Here is a 25,065-nt window from a genome sequence, read left to right as displayed (position 1 = left end):
ACATTGTTAAAGTTTAAACCTTAACATTTATTTAATGCCAACTGGTATTGGTACAAAATAACAGCGCCCACCTTAGAGATGGGCGCTGCTTTATCGGTATTTCTTTCTTCGTTATTTTGAAGCAAGGGCCTCGGCACCACCCACGATCTCGAGAATCTCCGTCGTGATGGCCGCCTGGCGCGTCCTGTTGTAAGTAAGTTTCAACTCCTTCAGCAGTTCGCCGGCATTTTCAGTTGCCTTGTCCATCGCTGTCATTCGGGCACCATGCTCAGATGCATTCGACTCAAGCACAGCTTTGTAAACCTGGATCTTCAGTGACTTAGGTATCAGCTCCTGTATGATCTCTTCTTTGGATGGCTCGAATGTATAATCGGCTACAAGCGTTGCTGCTTTGCTATCGTCTACAGGCTGCTCTTCAATAGGAAGGAATTGCTCTGTACGAACAATCTGCGTAGCCACGTTCTTAAACTCATTATAAACAAGCTCAACCTGGTCAAACTCTCCGTCTACGAAACCATCCATAGCACGCTCTGCAGCTGCACGAACAGTATCAAAAGAAAGCTTTGTAAAGATCGTATTGTACTCGCTTATTACGTTAAAGCCACGCTTGGTCAATGCCTCAAAACCTTTTTTACCTATTGTTAAGAAGGTAACATTACCGGCTTCCAGCTGGCGGCTATACTTAGTAGCAGCCAATGTGGTAACAGCCTTAATAATGTTTGAGTTAAAAGCACCAGCCAGACCACGGTCTGAAGTCACAGCAATGATAAGCACTCTGTTCACTTCACGTTTTACAGAGTATTTATTTTCTACTGATCCTTCGGTAAGCGAAGACAGGTTAGCAAGAATACCGCTTAAGCGTTGCGCGTAAGGGCGCATACGCAAAATGTTATCCTGCGCACGTCTTAGCTTCGCAGCTGCCACCATTTTCATGGCTTTCGTAATCTGCTGTGTCGACGATACCGATGTAATGCGGCTTCTAACCTCTTTTAAACTTGCCATATAGTTTTTGTTATGAGCAAAAGTTAAAGGCTAAGAAGTTTTATACTCCTTAACCCTTAACGCATAACTTAAAAATTACTTCTTGTATTTAGCTGAAAGCTCTCTTGCTACCTGACGGATAACACCTGTTGTTTCGTCATCCAGTTTACCGGCTAACAAAGCATTCAGTGTTCCTTCGTGCTGAGCACGCATGGTACGCAGGAAATCTTTCTCAAAAGTTCTAACCTCATTCACCGGAACATCATCCAGCAAACCGTTAGTAGCACAGTAGATAATGGCTACCTGCTCTTCAACCGATACCGGAGAGAACTGTGGCTGCTTCAGAATTTCCAGGTTACGACGACCACGCTCAATTGTAAGCTTGGTAGCAGCATCCAGGTCAGAACCGAATTTTGCAAACGCTTCCAGTTCACGGAACTGCGCCTGGTCAAGCTTCAGTGTACCAGATACTTTCTTCATCGCCTTGATCTGAGCGTTACCACCCACACGAGATACCGAAATACCTACGTTGATCGCCGGACGGATACCTGAGTTGAAAAGGTTCGTCTCAAGGAAGATCTGACCATCTGTAATTGAAATTACGTTAGTCGGGATATATGCAGAAACGTCACCAGCCTGTGTCTCGATGATTGGAAGAGCAGTTAAGGAACCACCACCTTTCACCATATGACGGATTGACTCTGGTAAGTCGTTCATGTTGCTTGCGATCTCATCAGAAGCGTTGATCTTAGCAGCACGCTCTAATAAACGAGAGTGCAGATAGAATACGTCACCTGGATAAGCTTCACGCCCCGGAGGTCTTCTTAGAAGCAGAGACACTTCACGGTAAGCAACTGCCTGTTTAGAAAGGTCATCATAAACAACCAGTGCAGGACGACCAGTATCACGGAAGAACTCACCGATAGCAGCACCTGTAAACGGAGCAAAGAACTGCATTGGAGCGGGATCAGAAGCTGAAGCCGCTACAACCACTGTATAGTCCATTGCACCACCTTCAGTCAGGGCTTTTACAACCTGCGCTACTGTAGATGCTTTCTGACCAACTGCCACATAGATACAGAATACCGGCTTTCCTTTTTCAAAGAATTCGCGCTGGTTCAGGATCGTGTCAATCGCAACTGCTGATTTACCAGTCTGGCGGTCACCGATGATAAGCTCACGCTGACCACGGCCGATCGGAATCATAGAGTCGATCGCTTTGATACCAGTCTGCATTGGCTCGTTTACCGGCTGACGGAAGATAACACCCGGTGCTTTACGCTCCAGCGGCATCTCGTATAAGTCACCAGCAATCGGCCCGCGACCATCTATAGGCTGACCAAGTGTGTTAACCACACGGCCAATAATACCATCACCCACTTTAACTGAAGCGATGCGGTTTGTTCTTCTTACTGTTGCGCCTTCTTTGATCTCGCTGTAATCGCCAAGCATTACGGCACCAACATTGTCTTCTTCCAGGTTCAGAACAAGCGCCTGAAGTCCGTTCTCAAACTCTAAAAGCTCCCCAGACTGTGCTTTGGAAAGGCCATAGATACGAGCGACACCGTCACCCACTTGCAGTACTGTACCTACTTCTTCCAGTTCTGCCTCAGAACGGAAGTTTGATAGCTGCTCTCTTAGTATGGCTGATACTTCGTCAGGTCTTACTTCTGCCATGATTATAGTTTATTAATATAGGAATTGTCTTTAAAATTATTTCTAAGCTTGCGAAGGCTGTACTTCACAGAGCTATCGATCTGTTTGTCGCCTACTTTCAGCACAAAGCCGCCAATAAGGCTCGGATCGATCATTTCTTCTAACTGTATAGTTTTACCGGTTTCGTTAGCCAGTTTTTCGCCAAGCTGCTGGCGAAATGCAGGAGAAAGTGGTGCGGCAGATGTAACACTGGCACGCTGTATCCCTTTCATTATGTTGTACTGCTTTTCAAATTCTGTGGCTACAAATTCCAGTATGGCCTCACGGCTTTTACGGGCAACTATGTTAAAGAAAGAAAGCGTCATTTCGTTCACTTTGCCTTTAAACACAGCATTGATAACCGTCAGTTTTTTATCTGACTTCACAATAGGGTTGTGGAGCAGCAGCTGAAAGTCCCTGTTCTGGGTAACAACGCTTGTAAACAGTTTCATGTCTTCATGCACCTGCTCTAAAACGCCCTTTTCCGCAGCCAGCTCAATCAGCGACTTCGCGTACCTGGAAGCAACTCTTAATTCTGACATATTGCTTTTTATAAAGTATGGCCAGTGCCTTTCAGCACCATCCGTTTTATTATTAGTTAAGCGTTACTTCGCGAATGTAATCCTGCGCCAGGGCTTGCTGCGCCTGTGGGTCGCTCAGTTCTTTTCTCAGGATGCGCTCAGCGATATCTACTGAAAGAGCAGCAGCCATATTCTTCACTTCCGTGATAGCAGCACGCTTTTCATTCTCGATAGCTTCACGTGCCTGGTTGATCATGCGTGAACCTTCTTCGTTAGCTTTGTTTCTTGCATTCTCTAAAAGCGCATTACCGGCATCCGATGCTTCTTTCAGGATCTTGTCACGCTCTAAACGCGCCTGAGCCAACAGTTTCTCGTTCTCAGCTTTTAAGCCTTGCATTTCAAGCTTCGCTTTTTCTGCAGCGCTAAGTGCATTCTCAATAGAAGTCTCGCGCTCGCGCAGGGCGTTCATGATTGGCTTCCAGGCGAATTTAGTAAGCAGGAAAAGAACGATCAGGAACGTTACTAACTGCCAGAAAATTAGACCGAAATTGGGGGTTACTAATTCCATTGTTTATGAAAGTTGACTTTTTAGTTTTTTTGTTTGCCTGCTGCCTTCGCAACTATGGCTCTTTAACTATTTTACTACTTTAGACCTCATCGTCCGGACCATTCGTCCGGACGTGAGATCTGCAAAAGCTATTACTAGCCTTTGAAAGAGATTAGCAGACAAACTACCACACCGAAAAGTGCAACACCTTCGATAAGAGCAGCTGCAATAATCATAGCAGTCTGGATTTTACCACCAGCTTCTGGCTGACGCGCGATAGATTCCATAGCAGAGCCACCGATTCTACCGATACCTAAACCAGCGCCAAGGGCAACCAGACCAGCACCGATACCGGCACCCATGATAGCTAAACCATAATCGGTCGCAACTTGAAGCAACATTGCTAATAACATAATTGTAGTTATATATAGTTAAAAAAAGAATTCAGATTAATGACCGCCGTCGCCATGTCCCATGTCATCCACATGGTCGTGCTCTTCAACGGCTCCGCCAAAGTACATGGCAGAAAGCAAGGTAAAGATATAAGCCTGTAACAACGCCACGAACAGCTCCAGGAAGTTCATGAAGGTAGCAAATGCCACGCTCAACGGACCAACTGCAACGCTCTTGAAAATAAAGATCAGGCTGAACAGGGAAAGAATGATAATGTGACCTGCTGTGATGTTAGCAAAAAGTCGCACCATCAGGGAAAAAGGCTTTGTAAAGATACCGATCAATTCAACCGGGATCATGATAGGAGCAAGCCATTTCGGAACACCTGGTGTTGCAAAGATGTGCCCCCAGTAGCTCTTGTTACCGCTAAACACAGTGATAAGGAGCGTCATGGCTGCCAGAACCAGCGTTACTGCGATGTTACCGGTTAAGTTTGCACCACCTGGCATTAAGCCCAGCAGGTTGTTAAACCAGATAAAGAAGAAGATGGTCAGCAGGTATGGCATATAACGCTCATACTTCGGACCGATGTTCGCTTTCGCTATCTCATCACGGATAAAGATGATGATCGGCTCGAAGAACGACTGCATACCTCTTGGGGCTTTGCCTGCGTTTTTCTTATAGCTACCTGCAATAGAGAAGAACACGAAGAACAACAGGGCAACACTTACAAACATTGAAGCCACGTTCTTGGTGATTGAAAAGTCATAAAGACCTGCTTTATCTTCTGAAGGCTCGCCGGCGGCATTTGCTCTGTAAATATGGCCATGCTCCATTACATACCCTTTGTAAGGCACCACCTCATGCGCTTCGTTATAGAAGTTACTTGACGAGAACACATTCACCTGACCGTTATCTATCAGAATAACAGGCAAATAAAGCACTGCGCCGTCTGCAAAATGCCAGGTATAATCATCTGCGATGTGATGTGTAATCATCTCACCTGGCTTGAATTCTTCACCCTCTGAAGATGCAGCCTGAGCCGTTATCGTTAAGAAGGAAAACAGTAAAATAAATAACTTCTTCATTAAGAGATAGTTAGAAGCAATGGTTGTAAAGAAACAATTTATACTTCGTCTTGCTTTTTCAATTGCGGTGCGAAGTTAGCCAATAAGCTGTAAATTTCAAACCCGGTAAATAGAAAATATAACACAAAGAAGTTGAGCACAAACTGCAGCTCGTTCTCTGAGAACATAAACACATATATAAATATAAGTGCAATGCTCAGGATCATCCGGAAGCCCATAGAGCCGAAATAATAGAGCTGAAAGTTATCGCTGTCGTAGCTTACGCCCAGCCGGGAAACATAAAAGGTAAGTGCCGTAACTATAACCATAAAGCCAAAAAGCCACCACACATGGTTATGCACTAACTGGTTACCAGTATAAAACTGCAGCCCTCCAATCAGCAACCCAATAATCAGCGAATACAACGCAAGCTTTTTAAGAAAATTCACAGGTACTTATTTTTTATTTAAGGAAAGTATAACCAAAACGATAGAGGTTATGACAGCTATCAACAGCAAACTGATTGTAAACCACGGATTCCTGGTAGCAAAATGTTCGTCCAGTTTCATACCGCCCCACGCGGCCAGCACCATTACCCCGATCATCTGAAAAGCCAATCCTGAGTATTTAAGGTATGGTTTTACACCACCATCCTTCTTTTCATCTTCGGGAGTTGCTGCCATAGATTAAATTTTGTGCAAAATTACGTCTTTTTTTGTTGTAAACTGCTGTAACTGATAAATAAGCACTTGAGTTGCCTGTATTTATAGTTCATTAACCCCGCCTGAAACCAAAAGCTTTTCCATATAGTTCATATGCTGGCACCTAAAGCTGTTCCTTATATTATATATTAGTGTATTTTTGTAGGAGATGGGTTGGCTAAACCAGTTACAGGCAGGTGCGTATGCGGCTTTGTTGTGCAACACAGTTATACTTTACAAACCAGCCGCAACGTTATTTTTATTACCTGGCCATAAATTTCCGCATCACGAAATAACTTGAAGCAAAACACACTATACCTTTTTATCCTGTTCATTGCCCTGCTGTCAGTCGGGTGCTCCGTGGAACGTTCAAATCCGCTCAGCAAAACCTACCACAATACTACAGCCAGGTATAATGGCTATTTTCTGGCCCGGGAAAAACTACGAGCTGTAGAAGAAGCGCTGCAGGCACAAATGCAGTACGACTATAATCAGGTTATTCCCCTTTATCCAACTATAGACTCTACCACCGCCAAAGCTGCCGCTGCCGACCTGGAAGATATAGTTAAAAAAGCATCGTTCCCGATCCAGTACCACAAAAACAGCAAATGGATTGATGATAGCTACATATTGATAGGCAGAGCGCGCTATTACCAGCTTGATTTTGCTGATGCAGCCCGTACGTTTAAATATGCCAATACAATAAGTAAGGATAAAGACGCCCGGCATGAGGCGCTGGTCTGGCTGATGCGCACTTACCTGCAGATGGAGGAAGAAGACAATGCAAACCAGGTTTCAGAGTTGCTTCGGCGTGAACGCCTGAATAAGGATAATGCCCGCGAACTATACCTGGCTCGTGCCCAATACCATCGCATGCTGGGCGATACCGCTGCCGTAATTGAGAACCTGGCCTTATCTATCCCTAACTTTGATGAAAAAGACGCTCAGTCGCGTGTAAGGTTTGCGTTGGCGCAACTATACCAGGCCACTGACCAGGACAAAGAAGCCTACAAACAATACAGCAAAATTTTAAAACGCAACCCGCCTTATGACCTGGGCTTTTTCAGTAGGTTATACATAGGCCAGGTTTCGGAGCTAAGCGATGAGCAGGACCAGGAACGTATTGCCGAATTTTATGAGAAAATGCTGAAGGATGAGAAGAATGTGGAGTACAAGGACAAGATCCTGTACGAAATGGCGCAGTTCGAGCTCCGTAAAGAAAATTTCGAGAAAGCTCTTACTTACCTGCAGCGTTCTATTAAAGAGCGGGGCTCGTTGCCAAACCAGAAAGCCTATAGTTACCTGTTGGCCGGCAAGATCTATTTTGATCACCTGGGCAAGTACAACATGGCACAGGCTTATTACGACAGCGCCGTACAGGCATATCCTAAAACTGCACCTGAATACGAAGCTGTGGCTGAACGCCGCGATGTGCTTACTTCTTTTGCCACACAGTATAACACGATACAAACCCAGGACAGTTTGCAACGCATTGCGCGCATGAGCGAGTCGGATAGGATGGCTTTCCTGCAGCAGTTGGTGCAACGCGAGGTAGAAGAACGTCAGCAGTTACTGGCACGCCAGCAGCAGCAAGCCCAAACCCAGAAAGAACAGCGCCGATCCGACATTAACTCGAACGATGCCGTAGCTTTTAACCCAACCACAAACTCGGCGGGAGTTTGGTATTTCGATAACCCGGCTGCGATGGCAAGTGCACGCTCGGAGTTTATCCGTCGTTGGGGCGACAGACCGTTACAGGATTTCTGGCGCATCAGGAGCCGTGGCGAGAGTGGTGGTCAGCAGCAGGTAGCACAACAAACGCAAGATCAAACTATAGCCGCTCCCGATTCAACTATAAGCCCGGAAGCAAGAGCCGAAGCCCAGATCCAGACCTATTTACAGGATGTTCCGCTAACCACAGCCGCCATTCAAAAATCAGAAAAAATGGTAGAGGAGGCTTTGTTTACGCTTGGCAATATCTATAACCAGAACCTGAAAAATTCTGAAAAGGCTACCGAAACATACGAGCAGCTGCTCAAGCGCTTCCCAAATACCGAGCATGCCGCTGAAACTTACTATGCACTTTATCTGATCTATAACAAAGCTGGTAACGAAGCGCAGAAGCAGGTATACTATAACAAAATAAAGCAGCAGTTCCCAAATTCGTCTTTCGCGCAGCTGGTAGATGATGCTGACTTTATGAGCAAAAATGCTGCTGAGAACCTGAAAGCGCACGCGCTGTACGACTCTGCTTACACTTACTATGAGGATGCCAACTATAAAATGGCGCAGCAGATCGTGAATCAACTGGTAAGCCAGTACCCGCACAGCGACATCCAGGACAAAACAGCTTACCTGGAGATACTGATTACTGCACGAACTAAAGAGCCGCAGGAATTGAAGCAGCAACTGGAAAGATTCCAGAAAACATATCCGACCAGCTCTCTGCAAGCTAAAGCGACTAAACTGCTGGAAACCTATAGTTTGCTGGAACAGAAAAATCAGTTGCGCAAAGAAGCGCCAGCTGCAACAGCACCAAAACCGAAAGAAGCTACCTCCTCGTTAACACCCGAAGAAAAAGTTAGCACAATTATTGCATCTACAGCATCAGCACAGCCAACTATAGCTAAACCGCAAACAACTAAAAAGCAGCCAACTATAGCCGATACTACAGCTGTTAAAGATACTACAACTATAGCCCAGCCAGCTACCACGATGCCCGATACATCAGACCTGCCGGATTCCGCAGCAGTGGCCGCCAGTATGCCGGCTCCTGACCCGATGGCCTATAGTTCGGAACCTGACAGTGCGTACTATTTTGTACTGATCTACCCGACAGGCCATGCTTCTTTTAAAGATATAGTTGCCAGGTATGCGCAGTACAATAACAGGTTCTTTAAAGTAGAGGACATAACTATAACGGAAGAGCCGTTTACAACTGGCAAAACAATGCTTGTTGGGCGCTCTATTAATGACCTGAAAGTAGCAAAGTCTTATAATATAAAACAAAAAGGGCCACAGGCTCCGGTTGGTACAATTAGAGGCATAGAATTCGTTACCTTTGTCATATCTTCTGCCAACTATAGTAAATTTATGCAGAAGAAAGATGTAGAAGCATATCAGACTTTCTTCAAAAACAATTATTAAAGTACATGACTACGCGTCAAAAGACCATTACACCAGAGAAAACGGTTTTCCCGAAAGTAATAACCACCCTTTGGCTGCTGTTTGCCGGCGGCTTTGTGGCGTTCATAATTTACGTTTATGCAGTCAGCGTTAACTTCCTGAACCTGTTTGGTGAGTTGCCTAACCTGCGCACCCTCGAAAACCCTAAAAGCGAACTGGCATCAGAACTATATTCAGCTGATAATAAACTGCTGGGTAAGTATTTCCGTGAGAACCGCTCGCCGGTAGACTACGAAGAACTGCCTGAGAACCTAATTAATGCCCTTGTCGCAACAGAGGATATCCGTTTTGAAGAACACTCCGGTATAGATGCCGAAGCCATGGCCCGTGTGGCAGCAGGCATCTTAACAGGCAACCGAAAGGGTGGTGGTAGTACGTTAACACAGCAGGTAGCCAAAAACCTGTTCGATACGCGTAGCGACGAGCTTAACAACGGCGTGCTTAATGACGTGCCGGGGCTTGGCATGCTCATCCTGAAAACAAAGGAATGGATAATGGCCGTGAAGCTGGAGCGTAACTATACCAAGCGCGAGATCATGACGATGTACCTGAACACGGTCGATTTCGGATCGAATGCGTTTGGTATTAAAGTAGCTGCCAGAACTTTTTTTAACAAGAAGCCGGAAGACCTGCAAGTGCAGGAATCGGCTGTGCTGGTGGGCTTGCTGAAAGCGCCGACTGCCTTCAGCCCTAAGTTTAACCCTGAAAATTCGAAAGGCCGCCGAAATGTAGTACTCTCTCAAATGGTAAAGTATGGCTACTTACCGGAGGAAGAATATAACCAGCTGAAAGAAAAAGACATTAAGCTGGATTACCGCGTAGAGAATCAGAACATCGGCCTGGCACCTTATTTCCGTACCGAAGCTGCCAAGTTTTTATTGCAATGGGCTCGCGAAAATGGCTATGACCTGTATGCTGATGGCTTAAAGATCTATACAACTATAGACTCGCGCATGCAGGAGTATGCCGAGCAGGCTGTTGCAAAACACATGGCGGCACAGCAAAAGCTTTTCTTTGAGCACTGGAAAGGCCGCAACCCCTGGGTTGACCGCAATAACAAAGAAATTAAAGGTTTTGCTGAACAAGCTATTAAACGCAGCGACCGCTACCGTAAACTAAATGAGCGGTTTGACGGCAATCAGGACTCTATCAACTATTACCTGAACAAGAAAATACCGATGAAGGTGTTTACGTGGAATGGTGAAGAAGAGCGTATGATGAGCCCGATGGACTCGCTGAAGTACTATAAACACTTCCTGCAGACTGGTTTTATGGCTATGGAACCGCAAACTGGTCACATTAAAGCATGGGTAGGCGGTATCAACTATAAGCACTTTAAATACGACCACGTGAAGCAGGGCGCACGCCAGCCGGGTTCTACGTTTAAGCCGTTCCTTTACACAGCCGCTATCGAAAACGGCTATTATCCGTGCTACGAGGTGATAGATGCGCAGGTATGTATCCCGCTGCCAGATGGCAATATGTGGTGTCCGAACAACGCTGACAATAAATTCTCCGGTGAGAAATTCACCTTACGCAAAGCCCTTGCTGAGTCTGTGAACGCTATCTCTGCTTTCCTGGTAAATAAACTGGGAGCTGAAACGTTGGTTAAAACAGCCAAGCGCATGGGAATTTCTACTCCATTGGATCCTACTCCTTCGTTAGCTCTTGGCACCAGCGATGTTACCTTGTTTGATATGGTTGGCGCTTACGGCACATTTGTAAATGGTGGAACCTGGGTTGAGCCGAACTATATTACCAGGATAGAAGACAAGCATGGCAACGTGTTAAAAGTATTTGCTCCTAAAACTGTGGAAGCCCTTAGTGAAGAAACAGCCTATATGATGGTATATATGCTGAAAGCTGCTGCCGAGCCGGGTGGTACTGCCTACTACGGTTTACGTCACCGCAATGGCCTGAAGAACGAGATAGCCGCCAAAACCGGTACCACTCAGAACCAGTCGGACGGTTGGTTTATGGGCCTTACTCCGAACCTTGTAACAGGCACCTGGGTTGGTGGCGAAGATCGCTCTATCCACTTCAGAACTATAGCACTGGGGCAGGGTAACAAAACGGCCATGCCAATTTATGGGGATTTCATGCAGCGGGTTTATGCTGATAAAACACTGGATGTTTCTAAAGACGCTTTCCCTAAACCTTTAACGCCTTTATCTGTAGAATTAGACTGTGCGAAGTACAATAGCAGTGGTGTGCCGATGGATTCGGCGCAGCAGGATGAGTTCCTGTTAATGCCAACTGAAATTGATTTGGATGCTGAGATCTAATTTGAGCTAAAATGCCTGCTAACGAGAAGCTGAAAGAAACTATATCGCACCTGCCGCACAAGCCCGGCATCTACAAGTTCTTTGACGAGAAAGGCATTATCTATGTTGGTAAAGCGGTTGATATAAGAAAGCGCGTAAGCTCTTATTTCAACCGCTCAGCCCAGCACAATAAAAAAACGCTGAAGCTTGTCTCCCAGATCAAAGACATTGAGTTTACTATAGTTGATACCGAAGCCGATGCATTCCTGCTGGAGAATAACCTCATCAAGCAGTATCAGCCTAAATACAACATTCTGTTAAAAGACGGAAAGACCTATCCTTATATCTGTATAGTTAATGAGCGCTTTCCGCGTGTCATCAGTACCCGTAATAAGATAAACGACGGTTCCCGTTATTTTGGCCCTTATCCCAGCGGCACCACCATGCACGTTGTGCTCGACCTGATCCGCACGCTTTATCCGTTACGCACCTGTACTTACAACCTGTCGCCTGAAAACATTGCTGCCGGCAAGTTTAAAGTTTGCCTGGAGTATCACATCGGTAATTGTAAAGGCCCCTGCGAAGCGCTGGTGGATGAGACAACCTACAACCATTACATTTCGCAGATCAGGAGCATTCTTTCAGGTAACTTAACTATAGCTAAGAACTACTTTAAAGAGCACATGGCAGCTGCGGCGGCCGAATTTCAGTTTGAACTGGCACACCAGTACAAGCAGAAGCTCGATATGCTTGAAGATTTCCAGGTAAAATCGACGGTTGTCAGCAATACGCTTACTAATATCGATGTCTTCACGATTACGTCTAACGAGCAATGTGCCTTTCTGAACTATCTGAAAGTGATGAATGGCTCGATCATTCTGACACAATCGCTGGAGATTCAAAAGAAGCTGGATGAGGCTGATGAAGATATTTTAGCTTCTGTTATAGTTCAGTTGCGCCAGGAGTTTGAGAGTACCTCTCGTGAGGTTATTGCAAACATAGAAGTTTCTCTCCCCTTGGATAATATTACTGTTACTTACCCACAGATAGGAGACAAGCGAAAGTTGCTCAATCTTTCCCTGAAGAATGCCATGTACCTGCGCAAAGAGCGCGAAGGGCGGCAGGAAAAGAACCGTGAAATGAGTGATCAGCGCGAAATAAGAGTGCTGGAAACGATGAAAAAGGATTTACGCCTTACCGAGCTTCCCCGCCATATTGAGTGTTTCGATAACTCCAACTTCCAGGGCGATAACCCGGTGGCCTCTATGGTCTGTTTTAAGAATGGCAGGCCAAGTAAGAAGGACTACAGGCATTTCAACATTAAAACGGTAGTTGGCCCCAACGACTTTGAATCGATGTACGAGATTGTTACGCGGCGCTACAGGAGGTTATTAGATGAGACCCAACCTTTACCGCAACTTATCATTATAGATGGTGGTAAAGGGCAGCTTAGCTTTGCTGTTAAGGCACTGAAAGATCTGGACATCTGGGGTAAAGTGGCTATAGTTGGCATTGCTAAACGCCTGGAAGAAATTTTCTACCCGGGTGATAACCTGCCGCTGTACATTGATAAAAAATCTGAATCGCTCCGCCTGATCCAGCGCATCCGCGATGAAGCGCACCGTTTCGCTATTACTTTCCATCGCAGTAAACGTGATGCGGGCACTTTAAAAACCGAACTGACGGATATAAAAGGGATAGGTCCTGTTATTTCTGATCAACTCTTAAACAAATACAGGTCTGTAAAAAAACTGCGCGAACTTACCCTTGCAGAGCTAACTACAGAAATAGGTAAAGCAAAAGCAACTATTCTTTATAATTACCTCCATAAGCCTGAACAACTATAGTTTGCGATTGAACTATAAATAAAAAAGGAGACCCGTTTCTGAGTCTCCTTTTTTTATTTTCTGCTTTAAAGCTTAGTAGCTCCAAAGGCTGTATTCGTACTCTATAAGTGCTTCTGCAGCATCCTGAGCGGCTAATAAACCTTTCTGTCCACCACCAAACTGGTCTGCTAACGATCTGTCGCCAGCATTAGAGATCTTGGTGATATAAGAACTGAATAACCACAGGTCAAATGCATCGGCTAAGTTTTTATGCTGTGCCGTATTTTGTGCGTTGTACCATATGGCCGTTTCAGGGTTGTTACGGAACACGCGTACCAGATCGCTCATTTTAAATGTTGCTATCGGCTCTTCAAAACCACGTGAGCTTAAAGTTGAAGGAACAATTAACGAAACAGTCTGGATATCATGATACATTCTGGAGCGCTTCTTATCAAACACTACATCTTCTTTGATTTCCAGCAAGTAAAGATCTTTAGGGAAAAACTCGTTGCTAATTGGGCCAGCAGTTTCTGCTTTTTCAACACCGGCAACGTTTGCCCACGGATCTTCTTCTTCCTGCTTACCTAAACCTGCTGCAATCTCTTCTTCGCTCAGTTCACTTCCGGCAGCCTGAGGAGTCATGTTACCTACAAATTCTTCTCTTGTAATTGGTGTATTTACTGAGTCAGTCTTGTATGGCGTTAACTCTCCACTTTTTACAGCATCAATTATGATCTTCGTAATCTGTCTGTTCTGCGAGAACATTGGCTGATTCTGCTTTTCACGCAGGTCTATTTTACGCCAAACTGTTTTCTTGAAGAGAATATCATGCTCAGGAATTGGTCTTGCAGATGCACTGCTTGTAGCAGTTGTTGAAACCTGTTGTGCCATAGCACCTACTGACAGGAGTATTCCTGCTGCTACACCAAATGCTTTTACTAATTTCATATTCCTTTTAAGCTTAAGTATTTTAGTTTAATGGGATATTCCAGCTTAAATCTCTTCCGGTCTTGGCATCAACTGCCTGACCTTTATAGTTTAATCGCTTAACATCTACCACTTCAATGTAAACCATATCTCCTTTTGTCGCTTTAGACGCAAAGTTTGTAAGGTTTGCAGTTGGGCTGTTAAACTCTGCCTGGTCTATCGGGCGGTTATTTCTAACAAGGAATGCTCTCCATTTTGTTACTCTATAACGCGCTTCATTAGGTAATAATTGTTTAAAGCCGTCGTCAGCTATAGCATCCAGCGTTACCTGTCTGAAAGATGATGCCGGAACACCGCGCTTCATATCTACTGGTCTGCCGTTTACTAACGCTACTACTTCTGGTTTAGGTATTGGACGAACCTTAAATGTTTCGGAACCAATGGCATTACCGCCGCTGCTTACTGAAAGTCTAACTTCTGCAGCAGTTGGTATTACGGTTACTAAACCTTTTTTAGCGCCTTTTATAGCTGAACCACCAGATGCACTAAAGCTTGGATCATACGTAGCTCCTAAAGCAGGAACCTGCACATTTAGTTCATTTGCACACTGGAAGTAAAGTGCCTGTACTGCTGCTGATTGTATTTGAATTACAGGCTTAGCTACCACATAGTCTTCTTCCACTGTAAACACAGTATCACGACCATTCTGGTTGATCTTGATCTGCCCTTTCCAAGATTGCTTAGAGTTACCTTCTGCATCATAGTTAGAAGCAGCAGCTGTAAACTCAACTATACCTTTTCCATCTACAACCTTTACAGGCTTACCCTGGAAAGTCATAGTTGGTGTAATCGCATCAGAAGAAGCTGCAATAAACATATCTGCTTTGTACTTTGTACCAGCAGCAACTGTCTTAGACTCAGCGCGGGCCATTGCAAATATCTTCTCAAACTTGATGATATCCGCACCAACCTGCGTAGCTAATTTCTGTAATGCATCTGCTTCATACTTCAGCACTTCGTTTTCTTTCTGAGAAAGAACAGCTAATGCTGCTACAAGCGGAGTGTTTTCGAAGTTTAGTTCAGCAAAGTCTTTGTTGCGCTGCGACTTATCGTTTTTAGCAACAGGATCTTCTTTACCGTCGTTTGCCAGTTGTGCCGGCATATTCGGGTTATACTGCTTTAAGAATTTAGCATACGCGTTAAGCTTATCCTTTAACTCATAAGCTGATCCATTCTTTTTGTTAGCAGCTCCGATCATAGTCATAGCAACTTTATCTTCTGCGCTTGGGTTGGCATACTGATTTGCTATTTCCTCGTTCATACCACCAGTTGCTTTTACCAGCGTCTCACGCAAGCCACGGATATAGTTTACCATATCTGATGTTTGCTTACGTATCTCCTGTGCATTATTTAATACACGGGCATCTGATGATCTGTTACCACCTTCGTTAACGGCAGACTTTATATTAGTTAGAACTCCTGCATTGTCATTCACTGTCTTACTATTCACTTCCAGTAAACTTTCGTCCAGGAACTGAAATTTCAACAGGATAGCAGAGTTCACTTGTAGGGCGAGAAGTGCGGTAAGTACCAGGTACATCATACCGATCATCTTCTGCCGTGGTGTCTCTTTTCCTCCAGCCATGTTATACTATATTAACTGTTTTCTTATGATTTAGAACAATTACAATTAGCCAGGATTAACCTCTCATAGCTGTCAGCATGTTACCATACACATTGTTAAGTGAGTGTAGATTCTGCGTAAGCTTCGAAACTTCCTGCTTGAATTGCTCTGTATCTTTGCTGGCATCAGTTAAATTTTCCATAGCCATGCTCAGGTTACCATAGAACTTGTTCATCGCCTTCAGGTGGTTGTTAGCGTCTTGTAGTTCCATTTCGTACACTGCGTTCAGTGCACCAAGGTTTCTGGTCATGCCTTGTATCTGCTGGTGGTATTCTTTTGCATCTACAGTTGAGCCTGCCATCTGGGCCAGGGCTTCAGCTGTTGTAGCATAAGCAACATTCATTTTATCTAATGAGCCGGATGCTTCTCTGATTCTTAGCGTATAGTCTGATGTAGCTGAAGCTGCCTGGCTAACGTCTGCCATCTGAGCAGCAGTTTCGCTCAGTCTGTTCAGGCCTAGACCTAAAGAGTTTATAGTTTCCGGAGTAATGTTTGCATCAAGCAGCATATCATCCAGTTTGCGGGTCAGACCGTTTCCGCCTGATACACCTGCAGTTGCAGGTACAAGTGCATCACCTGTATAGTCATCAGCAAGCTGAGGATACACTTTTGCCCAATCCGGATCATGCGGTTGCGGCTGGAAAGCACTCAGGAAGAAAATAATAGCCTCAGTACTAAGACCTGCAATCAGCATCACGTCTGCAAGAGGCCAGTGCATGATTTTGAAAAGTGCTCCAACGATAACGACTGCGGCACCAATACCATATACTTTTGGCATCAGGACGTCGTATACAAAGCTGCGTTGTTTAGCGTTACTCATTTTGTTTTCTAATTAATTTGTGAACGATAGTGTTTGGGTTTTGTATTTGGTTGTTTGGGATGTTTCTATCTGAATTCTCTTCCTGATGATCTGCCTAAGTATACCATCGCGTTACGGAAGCCAATATAAGAACGAGCTGAATCCTGGAATTCGAAATTACGCGTTCCTGTTTCCAGAAAATAGGCAATATCTTTCCATGAACCACCTCTAACTACTTTGCGAGGCTCATTATCATCATAATATACCGGGTTCAGATCCCACGTGATCGGAACGTAAGCATCGGCATAAGCATCTTCGCACCACTCGGCCACGTTGCCTGCCATATCATACAGACCATAATCGTTCGGGAAGTATTGTGCTACAGGAGCTGTGTAAGAGAAACCATCGCTATAATAGTCACCACGGCCTGGCTTAAAGTTTGCAAGCAAGCACCCTTTAGCGTTACGCAGGTACGGACCACCCCAAGGATAAACCGTCATATCGCGTCCACCGCGTGAGGCATATTCCCATTCTGCTTCAGAAGGAAGTCTGAAGCTTGGCATAGGAGCCATGCCATTATCAGCATTTGCCTGGTTTTTAAAGTTAGAGCGCCACTTTGAGAAATACTTAGCAGCAAAATAATCAACGCCTACTACCGGATAATCATCAAATGCAGGATGTGAATAGTAATACTCCATTAACGGATCGCCCATGTGGTAAGAAAAATCTTTCACCCACACTGTTGTATCCGGATATAGTTCCGCCATTACCCAGTCCTCACCCAGTACTTCAAGCGAGTCCTGCATGATAACGTCCATAAACTGGCGATATTCATTATTCGTGATCTCAGTTTCGTCCATATAGAAGGCACCAATCGTCACTTGTTTATTCAGGTTAGCCATTGTTGCAGCAATATCCTGATCTGCCTGCCCCATATGGAAAGTTCCGCCCGGACATGCCACCATACCGTAAGGTATTTGCTGTGCATTGTAATCAGGACGGTCGTCTGACCCAACCAGGTCTCCCTGCGGTCTGTTTCTCAATCCGCAACCTGCAAGCAGCAACACCGCCAAAGCGAAGGAAGACAGCTTAAATAGTTTGTTCATGATGACTCTTAAAAAAGGTAAAATTCTTAGCAATGTATTCTTAGCACATTTTTACTGGTGTAGCAAATATATATGGTTTTGCATCAAATAAACAAACAATTACTTGCTACACGCATTTATTATTTTTTAACGGTACAATTAGGGGAATATTTTACAGATTAACCACTATTTTTTTCTGTATTTTTTCAAGAATTGCACTTTACACCAATATCAGCTTTTTTATGTATTCGCTTTTTATTTAGTGAAGTTATACCTTGGTGTTCTTACCGGCGGTTTTAAACGCACTGTAGGCTCGGGAAGCCTGTAAGAAATCATCACTTCGTGTGATGTTGGCGCCTTGGCAACTTTATTGAATATTGTTAAGTCAAATGCGTATCCTACTCTTAATGAATTATCTGTAAATAAACCCAACCCAATTAGCGCTCCAACAGCTTCTTTATGTCTGTAGTTCACTCCGGCCCAATATTTTTCGTCGTAGGTAATTTTTGCGCCTGCGTCAAACGAAAAAGTTTCGGTGTCGTGCTTGAGGAGCGCCATCGGTGTAAGTATAAATATACTTGAAACTGGCAGATGATACCCGGCAGTAGCGTAAATATGATTTTCACTTAGCAGGCTGCCTTTCTTTTCATCATCTATCCCATCCTCTGTGTTCGCAAACTCATACTGTGCTTTTAGCAGATTGGTTACACCTCCGCCTGCATAAAAAGTGCTTGATTCGTACCATATCCCGGCTCCAAGGTCATATTTTGTATCTGAACTGTTGTTAGGCACACTCGGATCGTTATCATCGTTAGGCCTGTAAGTGCCTTTCTTGATATTGTTCATATTTCCCTGTATACCCAGCCCCAGCTTTCCTTCGCCCACGGCTATATGAAAGGCATACGAAAGTGCCGCCGTTGTATAGGTCGTGTTTGCAATTTTATCCCGCATCAGATTTATACCTACACCGCCATGCAGCAGCCTAACAGGTGTATGTGCTGTAAGCAAAAGTGTCTGAGGTGATCCGCCATCATCAAATGTGGCATCGTAGCCTAACCACTGGTACCTGTATATCGAAAGTATTTCCGGCCGGTTAGTTATACCCGCATAAGCAGGACTTAGCTGCATGCCGTTAAAGCTGTAGTGTGTGAACTGCGGCTGCTGCTGTGCAGCCAGGTCCCGGGCACATAACAGAATCAACACTAGTACGGGTAATAGCTTTCTCATAGGCTACTGCAGCAAAGCAAGAACAGTATTGGAAATATCAGGAAGTATAGAGATTTAAATATACTACTTAAACGGTAAAACGCAAAAACAAGATAGTTTAACACTTTCTCATCTTTGCGTTTTAGATAGTATGTATTTCAGAGATAAAAGTTGCAGCAGTAACGCCTTTTTTACTTTTGTTTCTGATTTTGGATGTAAACTTCAATAGCACCCGTCATAGACGGAGCATTAGGCATTGGTGCTTCAATATCAAGCTCCAGCCCTGCATCACGTACAGCTTTAGCTGTAGTTGGCCCGAATGCTGCAATACGCGTATTGTTCTGCTTAAAATCCGGGAAGTTCATAAACAGCGATGTTATTCCTGAAGGGCTAAAGAAAGCCAGGCAGTCATACGTTACATCATCCAGGTCCGACAGGTCAGCCGGCACCGTTTTGTAAATAATGGCTTCTGTAAACTTGATCTTGTTTGCTTCCATAAAGGCCGGAATATCATCTTTCCGGATATTAGAGCAAGGGAACAGGAATTTTTCGTTCTTATGCTTCTTAATAACCTCAAAAAGATCTTTCGCAGTTTTCTCCCCTACAAATAACTTGCGCTTACGCAGTACAATATACTTTTGCAGGTAATAAGCCGTTTGATCAGAAATACAGAAGTACTTCATATCAGCCGGCATTTCTATTTTATTCTCCTGGCAGATTCTGAAAAAATGATCAACAGCATTACGACTGGTAAATATAACAGCTGTATGAGACAGAATATCAACCTTATCCTTCCTGAACTCCTTGTAAGGCACAGGCTCAACTTCAATAAACGCCCTGAAATCTACTTTAATGCCGTATTTCTCGGCTATAGTTACATAAGGTGAATTATCAGTTGTAGGCTGCGGCTGCGTTACCAGTATGCTCTTGATGGGTACTTTGTGTCTTTCAGGATTGGCACTTCCTTTTGCTTTGCTCTCAACCATATATGCGGCTCTTAATTTAACACCTTCAGTTTCTTCGGCAACTATACTTAATTGTGTTTTTAGAAGTTAAACACGATTAGTTTCAGCATGATAGCCAACGGTATAACTTCTGTGGCGCAAAGGTATGAAAATAAATGCAAATTTAGTACTGAAACCTTGGTATTTACAGTCGCAAATACACGCACTATTGTGATTATCAACATGAATGCAACAGCCAGGTTCGATATTATCAGTATTATCTGTGGCATACTTGCGTTAAAAGCCAGGTAAAACAAAACCACAACTGGCAGAAATATACCAAGAAAAAGTATAGTTCTTAAAAACTCCCGGTATTGTAACTGCACTACCTCCTCTAACCCGAAAATAAAGCTCATTGTTTTCAGGAAAAGGTATTTTAGCAGGATAAATAAAAATATGAGAAGGGTATAGAGAATAACCTTGGAACTAATACCTGAAGCTGAAGCCGGAATAAACTGGTTCAGCAGGCGGATATGCATCACCTCTGTATGTATAGCAGCAATTAACAATGCAAGTGAAAGCGAGAACACCAGCACAAATAAGATACTGGACCATGAACTTATAGGTTTTGACAGGAAACCTTCCTGCAACGAGCTTACCCGCATAAAGGAATTGATATTATACAGGCTGCTAAAGTCAGCGGGATAGTTGCTCTTAAGTGCTCCATAAAGCAAGCCCAGCAATAGCGTAAAAATGACAAAAGCATTCAGGTTAACGTACTCCCGCACCCGTACAGCAAAAGTTGAATCTCCCGCCTGCTTAACTTCTCCCTGCCGCAGCACTTCTACATTTTTAAAAGAGTTTACAACGGGTTGCTGGTCCGGATGCCACACTGTTAACAGGTATTTCCCTTGTTTCGGTTTAACGTTACGTGCATAGGGCGCCAGGTTTAGCTTATATACCTCCGTAGCATTAGCAACAAATATCAATTGATTATTAAGGAACAGGCATAAACCCTTTGGACCTACAAAAGAAACTGGAAATGTATTATCAGGAATAATCTGAAGCCACTGATGCAGGGCATGGCTTTCTGTAGTTGCGCCTTCTACGTATGGTATCAGTTCGTTCGTGCCGCTTTTGTATACCAGCCAGTTTGTAGTAATTGAATTTTCCTGCTCTACAGGCAACACCTGCGCACCAGAAGGATGTACAACGCCACAACAAAGCAGCAGAACCCACAATAGCCGGGAAAGAAATTTATGCTTTTGAAACACGCTGTGCATTTCTGGATTTATATACCCCGAGAAAAATACTAAACACCAATGAAAAGATCAGCAAGCTCAGCAGAAGGTAAAGATTCCCCCAATCCTCGAAACTAACAACAAACAAAATCACCAACAGGTTTATTAAGGCCAATAGCAGCACGGTACCGATCTGGTTAAAGCCAAGGGCCAGCAAACGGTGATGCACATGGTTCTTGTCTGGTATAAAAGGAGACTTGCCACTGAATATCCTGATGGAAAAAACACGAAGGGTATCAAAAACCGGAATAAACAATATTCCCAGAGCTACCGAAGGAGAGGCAGGTACATGCCGCATTTCAATGAACTGGATAGCAAGCACCGAAATAATAAACCCGCAGAGTAGTGAGCCGGTATCGCCCATAAAAATAGTGGCCTTATGAAAATTATACCTTAGGAAACCAACTACACCCCCTACCAGGCAAAAAGCAACAGCTGCATAGTTTCCGTAATCCAAACCTCCGAAAAGGTAAAAGTAAACCCCAAAAGTAACTGTAGCGATAAGCACTAAGGTACCTGCCAGGCCATCCAGGCCATCTATCAGGTTTATGGAGTTTGTTATGCCTATTATTACCAGGAAAGTGAACATATAGCTCACGCCGATCTGTAGTTCGCCAACGCCAAATATTCCCTGGAAACTTGTTATCCGGATATCAGCAATAAACATAACGATACCTGTGGCCAATAACTGCACGGCAAACTTCTTCATGGCAGAGATTGCGATCAGGTCGTCTTTTAAGCCTATAAAGAAAAGAATGACACAACCAGCCAGTAATTGCTGCACACCATTATCAAGGTCAGCAAAAATGGTGAGTGCAGACATGAAGCCGGCAAACATAGCCAGGCCACCCAGCCGGGGAGTTAGCTCTGCGTGTATAGTTCTGAAGTTAGGCTGGTCGAGTATGTTTTTAAGGTGTGCAACCCTGATAATAGAAGGAACAGCAAATATAGCTATCAGGAAAGCCCAGGTAAAAGACAGTACCAGATGTATAATTTTTTGCTCCATATAAGAGGGTGTACAGGTAAGGATATGAGCTACAGCAGCATTAATTCACCGATTCGGCACTATTACTAGTAAACTAAGGTATAAATATAGTTAAATCAGGAATGCAATACCCCCTGCATGTTCAGCATACTTATCTCGATCAGGTTATCCTGCGTAATTGATTCAGGAACGAAAACAAATTTCTTATCATATATCTGACGTTCAATGTAATAGCTTACCCAATACTCGTTGTTTATATGAAAGATAGCCGGATCAATTGGCTCTATCTGTACAAAGCTTTTGGCCTCTACGAGTTCAAACATGTGGCGCAGCATCGAGGTCTTTACTTCTTCGCCGTCCAGGATGCCATAACCTTTTGAGGACACCAGCACATTCTCTATCGGGAAAGGATTATTGTTGAGCAGGTATACATTCCAGGCATCTACCCCGGACTCGTTTGGCGTGGTTGCCACCGCCACCGAAATCCCTTCTACCGTTCCGAAATCAATGTCTTTTTTCATGCGTAGCTGTAATAATAGTAGCATCAAACAGGTGAGCAATATGCATCAGTAGCTTTTCTTCTACTTCTGCCAAAGGCAACTCGCGCCCAAGCTCCTGAGCCAGCGATGTCACTTTCTTATCGCTGATGCCACAAGGCACAATATTACTAAAATAATTCAGGTCTGTATTTATGTTGAAGGCAAAACCGTGCATCGTTACCCAACGGCTGCACTTTACACCCATCGCGCATATTTTACGCGGATTTACCTGCGCTTCGTGGTCAAGCCAAACGCCAGTCAGGCCCGGAATGCGCCCGGCCGTAATGCCATACTCCTCCAGCGTAAGGATTACTGCCTCTTCTAAAAACCGCAGGTACTTATGAATATCAGTAAAGAAGTTGTCCAAATCAAGAATGGGGTATCCTACGATCTGGCCCGGACCATGGTAAGTGATATCGCCGCCGCGGTTTATCTTGTAAAATGTAGCGCCTTTCGCTTTTAAGCCTTCTTCGTCTATCAGCAGGTTTTCTTCGTGGCCGCTTTTGCCCAGGGTATACACATGCGGATGCGAACAGAATAACAGGTAGTTTGGTGTTGGTTTCTGCTCGTCTTCCGGTGCTGTGCGGTTCTGGCTTTTGAGCTCCAGTATTTCATTAAAAAGCCTCGCCTGGTAGTCCCATGCTTCCTGGTAATCTATCAGGCCAAGGTTTTCAAATAGTATCTCTTTATTTTCTGACACGGCAGTTTATTCTTTTGAGGCCACTTTTCCGGCAAATCTATAGTTGGTAACAGGTTACACCAAATTCGTATTCAGCTATCTTAAACGCAACTTTAGCACGAAGTTTATAGTTTGGCTACCATAACCTGCTGCAAATTACAAGTTTTACATGGCTTCACCAATAAACAACCACATCCGGACGGGCCAGCTAGGCGAAAGTATGGCGCAACTATACCTGCAGGAGCAAGGCTATACTATACTCGAAAAAAACTATAGGTTTAAACGTGCCGAGATAGACATAATTGCCCGGAAAGATGGATTGCTGGTGTTTATAGAGGTTAAGACCCGAACCACCGATCTGTTCGGCTTCCCGGAGGAAGCGGTTGGCAGCAGGAAAGAGAAGTTGCTGGTAAATGCAGCAGAAGAATTTATAGTTGCCACAGGCTGGCAGCAGGATGTCCGGTTTGATATTATCTCGGTGACTTTAACTACACCACCGGCTATAGTTCATTTCGAAGACGCGTTTCACTGACGCTGTGCCGAGCGCTTATCTATTTTGCCTTTTTCGAAAATGAGGGTGCCGTGGCGATCGTATTCCCTAACTAATTCCGGCTTTGTCTGTGGCTCGTAGGCTGTCTCAGGGTACTGGAACTCGTAATGGCGGCGGTTCTTAAAGTCGTAGTGCTTTATCCATTTGCCTATTTTGCGGCCTTTGTCATAGTTGCCCGTCCATTCTAACTGACCGTTTTCGTAAAACTTATAGTAGGTACCCTGTACTTCGCCGTAAGCGTACGGAATGATCTCCTTTATTTTATCTGTGTTGCCGCCATAGTATGTAATAACAGCGTCTCTTAAAAAGCCCTGGTCATAGTGTGTTTTGTCGGCCAGGGTGCCGTCGCGTTTATATTTCTCCCAGCGCAGGTGTTTGGTACCAATGTAAAAGAAGCCCTCTTCGATCACCACATCGCCATACGTTTTTTTGTAAGGCCCATGCAGCAGCTTGTACTTTTCAGGATCAATTTCACCGCGTACTTTGCCTATTTTTTTGCGCTTTACATCATACACAAACTTTTCCTGGGCATATTCGCGGGGCTCTTTATAGTCTGGCAGGTAACTGAACAGCTCCAGTGTTTCGCGCTCGTCGCGACCGGTGCGGGTGTAACCTCGTTTTACTTTATGGCCCAGGAAATAACGGCTTCGCTTTTTCTTCTTTTTCTCTTTCTTCTCCACCTCATCTTTTACCAGCGAAGTCGAAATATCAGGTTGTGTGGTATCGGCAGAAGCAAGAGCAGAAGAATCTGATTTATTGCTGCTCTTCTGCATGGCCTGGCTCAGGTTATAGTCGCTGTTCCACTTGGGCTCACCACAGCCTGCCAGCATCAGTAAAAACAGCGCAGTTACCAAACTATAAACCAAACGGGGAGAGTGCTTTGCCATCAATATTATATGAGCGACTGTTTAATTGCTGCTTGTTTAATGGTTGATTGCTTATTGTCTGAATCAGGATTTTCAGGATTTAGAGATTAACAGGATTTAAAATTTCTCTTAATCTCCAATCGAGCAGTTAACCATCATTTAGCAATCCAGCAATGTAATCTTAAAAGTGTAACGTAAAGATGCGGATAAATCATATATCTGCCAACTCGCCTATAACTATAGCTGTGGCCTGTAAGTTTCATGAAAATCAAAAAGGCGGCACCATTGGCGCCGCCCTTAAACTGTAGGTATAATACTA

23 protein-coding genes are annotated in these 25,065 nt (G+C 44.3%); 4 read left to right on the top strand and 19 right to left on the bottom strand.

What is annotated here, in order from left to right; translation table 11 throughout:
* Positions 1-111: 111 nt before the first annotated feature.
* From atpG to GSQ66_RS15435, 8 genes are all read right to left on the bottom strand, one after another.
* Positions 112-1,002 carry an ATP synthase F1 subunit gamma gene (gene atpG, locus GSQ66_RS15470; RefSeq protein ID WP_162428294.1) on the bottom strand — a complete coding sequence of 297 codons (891 nt, stop codon included), beginning with the start codon at positions 1,000-1,002 and terminating at the stop codon, positions 112-114.
* Positions 1,003-1,077: 75 nt separating this feature from the next.
* Complete coding sequence (atpA, locus tag GSQ66_RS15465) at positions 1,078-2,658, bottom strand: F0F1 ATP synthase subunit alpha (protein ID WP_162428293.1); 1,581 nt, start codon at positions 2,656-2,658, stop codon at positions 1,078-1,080.
* Positions 2,659-2,660: 2 nt separating this feature from the next.
* On the bottom strand, positions 2,661-3,218 hold the full coding sequence (gene atpH / locus GSQ66_RS15460; protein WP_162428292.1) for an ATP synthase F1 subunit delta: 558 nt from the start codon (positions 3,216-3,218) through the stop codon (positions 2,661-2,663).
* 52 nt (positions 3,219-3,270) lie between these two features.
* Positions 3,271-3,765, bottom strand: a complete 495-nt coding sequence (locus GSQ66_RS15455; protein WP_162428291.1) for a F0F1 ATP synthase subunit B — start codon at positions 3,763-3,765, stop codon at positions 3,271-3,273.
* A gap of 134 nt (positions 3,766-3,899) precedes the next feature.
* Complete coding sequence (gene atpE / locus GSQ66_RS15450; protein ID WP_162346967.1) at positions 3,900-4,157, bottom strand: ATP synthase F0 subunit C; 258 nt, start codon at positions 4,155-4,157, stop codon at positions 3,900-3,902.
* Between the two features lie 36 nt (positions 4,158-4,193).
* Complete coding sequence (gene atpB / locus GSQ66_RS15445) at positions 4,194-5,225, bottom strand: F0F1 ATP synthase subunit A (RefSeq protein ID WP_162428290.1); 1,032 nt, start codon at positions 5,223-5,225, stop codon at positions 4,194-4,196.
* Between the two features lie 38 nt (positions 5,226-5,263).
* Entirely contained in the window at positions 5,264-5,653 is a 390-nt protein-coding gene (locus GSQ66_RS15440; protein ID WP_162428289.1) for a hypothetical protein, read from the bottom strand.
* A 6-nt stretch (positions 5,654-5,659) separates the two neighbouring features.
* Positions 5,660-5,887, bottom strand: a complete 228-nt coding sequence (locus GSQ66_RS15435) for an AtpZ/AtpI family protein (protein ID WP_162428288.1) — start codon at positions 5,885-5,887, stop codon at positions 5,660-5,662.
* A 315-nt stretch (positions 5,888-6,202) separates the two neighbouring features.
* On the opposite strand from GSQ66_RS15435, the gene porW reads away from it, so the two are divergent.
* Genes porW through uvrC form a run of 3 tightly spaced genes read left to right on the top strand, consistent with a single transcriptional unit; the run spans position 6,203 to position 13,202 of the window.
* Positions 6,203-9,052, top strand: a complete 2,850-nt coding sequence (gene porW / locus GSQ66_RS15430) for a type IX secretion system periplasmic lipoprotein PorW/SprE (RefSeq protein WP_162428287.1) — start codon at positions 6,203-6,205, stop codon at positions 9,050-9,052.
* Between the two features lie 5 nt (positions 9,053-9,057).
* A complete protein-coding gene (locus GSQ66_RS15425) occupies positions 9,058-11,376 on the top strand; it encodes a penicillin-binding protein 1A (RefSeq protein WP_162428286.1) in 2,319 nt (772 codons plus the stop codon).
* Positions 11,377-11,387: 11 nt separating this feature from the next.
* Positions 11,388-13,202: an excinuclease ABC subunit UvrC gene (gene uvrC / locus GSQ66_RS15420; RefSeq protein ID WP_162428285.1), complete on the top strand. Its 1,815-nt coding sequence runs from the start codon at positions 11,388-11,390 to the stop codon at positions 13,200-13,202.
* 72 nt (positions 13,203-13,274) lie between these two features.
* Here uvrC and porN read toward each other — a convergent pair whose 3' ends face one another.
* The 10 genes from porN to lipB all read right to left on the bottom strand — a co-directional run bounded on the left by porN (position 13,275) and on the right by lipB (position 23,351).
* Entirely contained in the window at positions 13,275-14,129 is an 855-nt protein-coding gene (gene porN, locus GSQ66_RS15415; protein WP_162428284.1) for a type IX secretion system ring subunit PorN/GldN, read from the bottom strand.
* A 22-nt stretch (positions 14,130-14,151) separates the two neighbouring features.
* Entirely contained in the window at positions 14,152-15,753 is a 1,602-nt protein-coding gene (gene porM, locus GSQ66_RS15410) for a type IX secretion system motor protein PorM/GldM (RefSeq protein WP_162428283.1), read from the bottom strand.
* Between the two features lie 55 nt (positions 15,754-15,808).
* The gene (gene porL / locus GSQ66_RS15405) at positions 15,809-16,612 is read right to left on the bottom strand and encodes a type IX secretion system motor protein PorL/GldL (protein WP_162428282.1); all 804 of its coding nucleotides are present in this window, start codon (positions 16,610-16,612) and stop codon (positions 15,809-15,811) included.
* 65 nt (positions 16,613-16,677) lie between these two features.
* Positions 16,678-17,697 (bottom strand): T9SS ring complex lipoprotein PorK/GldK, encoded by a 1,020-nt coding sequence (gene porK / locus GSQ66_RS15400; RefSeq protein ID WP_162428281.1) that lies wholly within the window; start codon positions 17,695-17,697, stop codon positions 16,678-16,680.
* 234 nt (positions 17,698-17,931) lie between these two features.
* A complete protein-coding gene (locus tag GSQ66_RS15395) occupies positions 17,932-18,903 on the bottom strand; it encodes a PorP/SprF family type IX secretion system membrane protein (protein ID WP_162428280.1) in 972 nt (323 codons plus the stop codon).
* Between the two features lie 170 nt (positions 18,904-19,073).
* Positions 19,074-19,868, bottom strand: a complete 795-nt coding sequence (locus GSQ66_RS15390; protein ID WP_162428279.1) for a uroporphyrinogen-III synthase — start codon at positions 19,866-19,868, stop codon at positions 19,074-19,076.
* Positions 19,869-19,927: 59 nt separating this feature from the next.
* On the bottom strand, positions 19,928-21,109 hold the full coding sequence (locus GSQ66_RS15385) for a DUF4271 domain-containing protein (protein WP_162428278.1): 1,182 nt from the start codon (positions 21,107-21,109) through the stop codon (positions 19,928-19,930).
* Entirely contained in the window at positions 21,084-22,133 is a 1,050-nt protein-coding gene (locus GSQ66_RS15380) for an MraY family glycosyltransferase (RefSeq protein WP_202923365.1), read from the bottom strand. Before GSQ66_RS15380 ends, GSQ66_RS15385 begins: the two co-directional genes overlap by 26 nt.
* A gap of 95 nt (positions 22,134-22,228) precedes the next feature.
* Complete coding sequence (locus GSQ66_RS15375; protein WP_162428277.1) at positions 22,229-22,633, bottom strand: hypothetical protein; 405 nt, start codon at positions 22,631-22,633, stop codon at positions 22,229-22,231.
* Entirely contained in the window at positions 22,617-23,351 is a 735-nt protein-coding gene (gene lipB, locus GSQ66_RS15370; RefSeq protein WP_162428276.1) for a lipoyl(octanoyl) transferase LipB, read from the bottom strand. Before lipB ends, GSQ66_RS15375 begins: the two co-directional genes overlap by 17 nt.
* A 148-nt stretch (positions 23,352-23,499) precedes the next feature.
* Between lipB and GSQ66_RS15365 the strand changes: the two genes are divergently transcribed.
* Complete coding sequence (locus tag GSQ66_RS15365) at positions 23,500-23,862, top strand: YraN family protein (RefSeq protein WP_162428275.1); 363 nt, start codon at positions 23,500-23,502, stop codon at positions 23,860-23,862.
* Here the strand turns inward: GSQ66_RS15365 and GSQ66_RS15360 are convergent.
* Positions 23,856-24,767 (bottom strand): toxin-antitoxin system YwqK family antitoxin, encoded by a 912-nt coding sequence (locus tag GSQ66_RS15360; RefSeq protein WP_162428274.1) that lies wholly within the window; start codon positions 24,765-24,767, stop codon positions 23,856-23,858. The two genes, GSQ66_RS15365 and GSQ66_RS15360, sit on opposite strands and share 7 nt — an antisense overlap.
* Between the last annotated feature and the right edge of the window lie 298 nt (positions 24,768-25,065).

This window comes from Pontibacter pudoricolor (assembly GCF_010092985.1).
GTDB classification, from domain to species: Bacteria; Bacteroidota; Bacteroidia; order Cytophagales; family Hymenobacteraceae; genus Pontibacter; species Pontibacter pudoricolor.
The sequence above is the reverse complement of the archived record's forward strand: the minus strand, read 5'-3'. Positions and strand labels throughout refer to the sequence as shown.

Bases quoted from the DNA above. Each gene is read 5' to 3' on its own strand.
- atpG (WP_162428294.1), bottom strand. From the start codon at position 1,002: ATGGCAAGTTTAAAAGAGGTTAGAAGCCGCATTACATCGGTATCGTCG.
- atpA (WP_162428293.1), bottom strand. From the start codon at position 2,658: ATGGCAGAAGTAAGACCTGACGAAGTATCAGCCATACTAAGAGAGCAG.
- atpH (WP_162428292.1), bottom strand. From the start codon at position 3,218: ATGTCAGAATTAAGAGTTGCTTCCAGGTACGCGAAGTCGCTGATTGAG.
- GSQ66_RS15455 (WP_162428291.1), bottom strand. From the start codon at position 3,765: ATGGAATTAGTAACCCCCAATTTCGGTCTAATTTTCTGGCAGTTAGTA.
- atpE (WP_162346967.1), bottom strand. From the start codon at position 4,157: ATGTTATTAGCAATGTTGCTTCAAGTTGCGACCGATTATGGTTTAGCT.
- atpB (WP_162428290.1), bottom strand. From the start codon at position 5,225: ATGAAGAAGTTATTTATTTTACTGTTTTCCTTCTTAACGATAACGGCT.
- GSQ66_RS15435 (WP_162428288.1), bottom strand. From the start codon at position 5,887: ATGGCAGCAACTCCCGAAGATGAAAAGAAGGATGGTGGTGTAAAACCA.
- GSQ66_RS15425 (WP_162428286.1), top strand. From the start codon at position 9,058: ATGACTACGCGTCAAAAGACCATTACACCAGAGAAAACGGTTTTCCCG.
- uvrC (WP_162428285.1), top strand. From the start codon at position 11,388: ATGCCTGCTAACGAGAAGCTGAAAGAAACTATATCGCACCTGCCGCAC.
- porN (WP_162428284.1), bottom strand. From the start codon at position 14,129: ATGAAATTAGTAAAAGCATTTGGTGTAGCAGCAGGAATACTCCTGTCA.
- porM (WP_162428283.1), bottom strand. From the start codon at position 15,753: ATGGCTGGAGGAAAAGAGACACCACGGCAGAAGATGATCGGTATGATG.
- porL (WP_162428282.1), bottom strand. From the start codon at position 16,612: ATGAGTAACGCTAAACAACGCAGCTTTGTATACGACGTCCTGATGCCA.
- porK (WP_162428281.1), bottom strand. From the start codon at position 17,697: ATGAACAAACTATTTAAGCTGTCTTCCTTCGCTTTGGCGGTGTTGCTG.
- GSQ66_RS15395 (WP_162428280.1), bottom strand. From the start codon at position 18,903: ATGAGAAAGCTATTACCCGTACTAGTGTTGATTCTGTTATGTGCCCGG.
- GSQ66_RS15390 (WP_162428279.1), bottom strand. From the start codon at position 19,868: ATGGTTGAGAGCAAAGCAAAAGGAAGTGCCAATCCTGAAAGACACAAA.
- GSQ66_RS15385 (WP_162428278.1), bottom strand. From the start codon at position 21,109: ATGCACAGCGTGTTTCAAAAGCATAAATTTCTTTCCCGGCTATTGTGG.
- GSQ66_RS15380 (WP_202923365.1), bottom strand. From the start codon at position 22,133: ATGGAGCAAAAAATTATACATCTGGTACTGTCTTTTACCTGGGCTTTC.
- GSQ66_RS15375 (WP_162428277.1), bottom strand. From the start codon at position 22,633: ATGAAAAAAGACATTGATTTCGGAACGGTAGAAGGGATTTCGGTGGCG.
- GSQ66_RS15365 (WP_162428275.1), top strand. From the start codon at position 23,500: ATGGCTTCACCAATAAACAACCACATCCGGACGGGCCAGCTAGGCGAA.
- GSQ66_RS15360 (WP_162428274.1), bottom strand. From the start codon at position 24,767: ATGGCAAAGCACTCTCCCCGTTTGGTTTATAGTTTGGTAACTGCGCTG.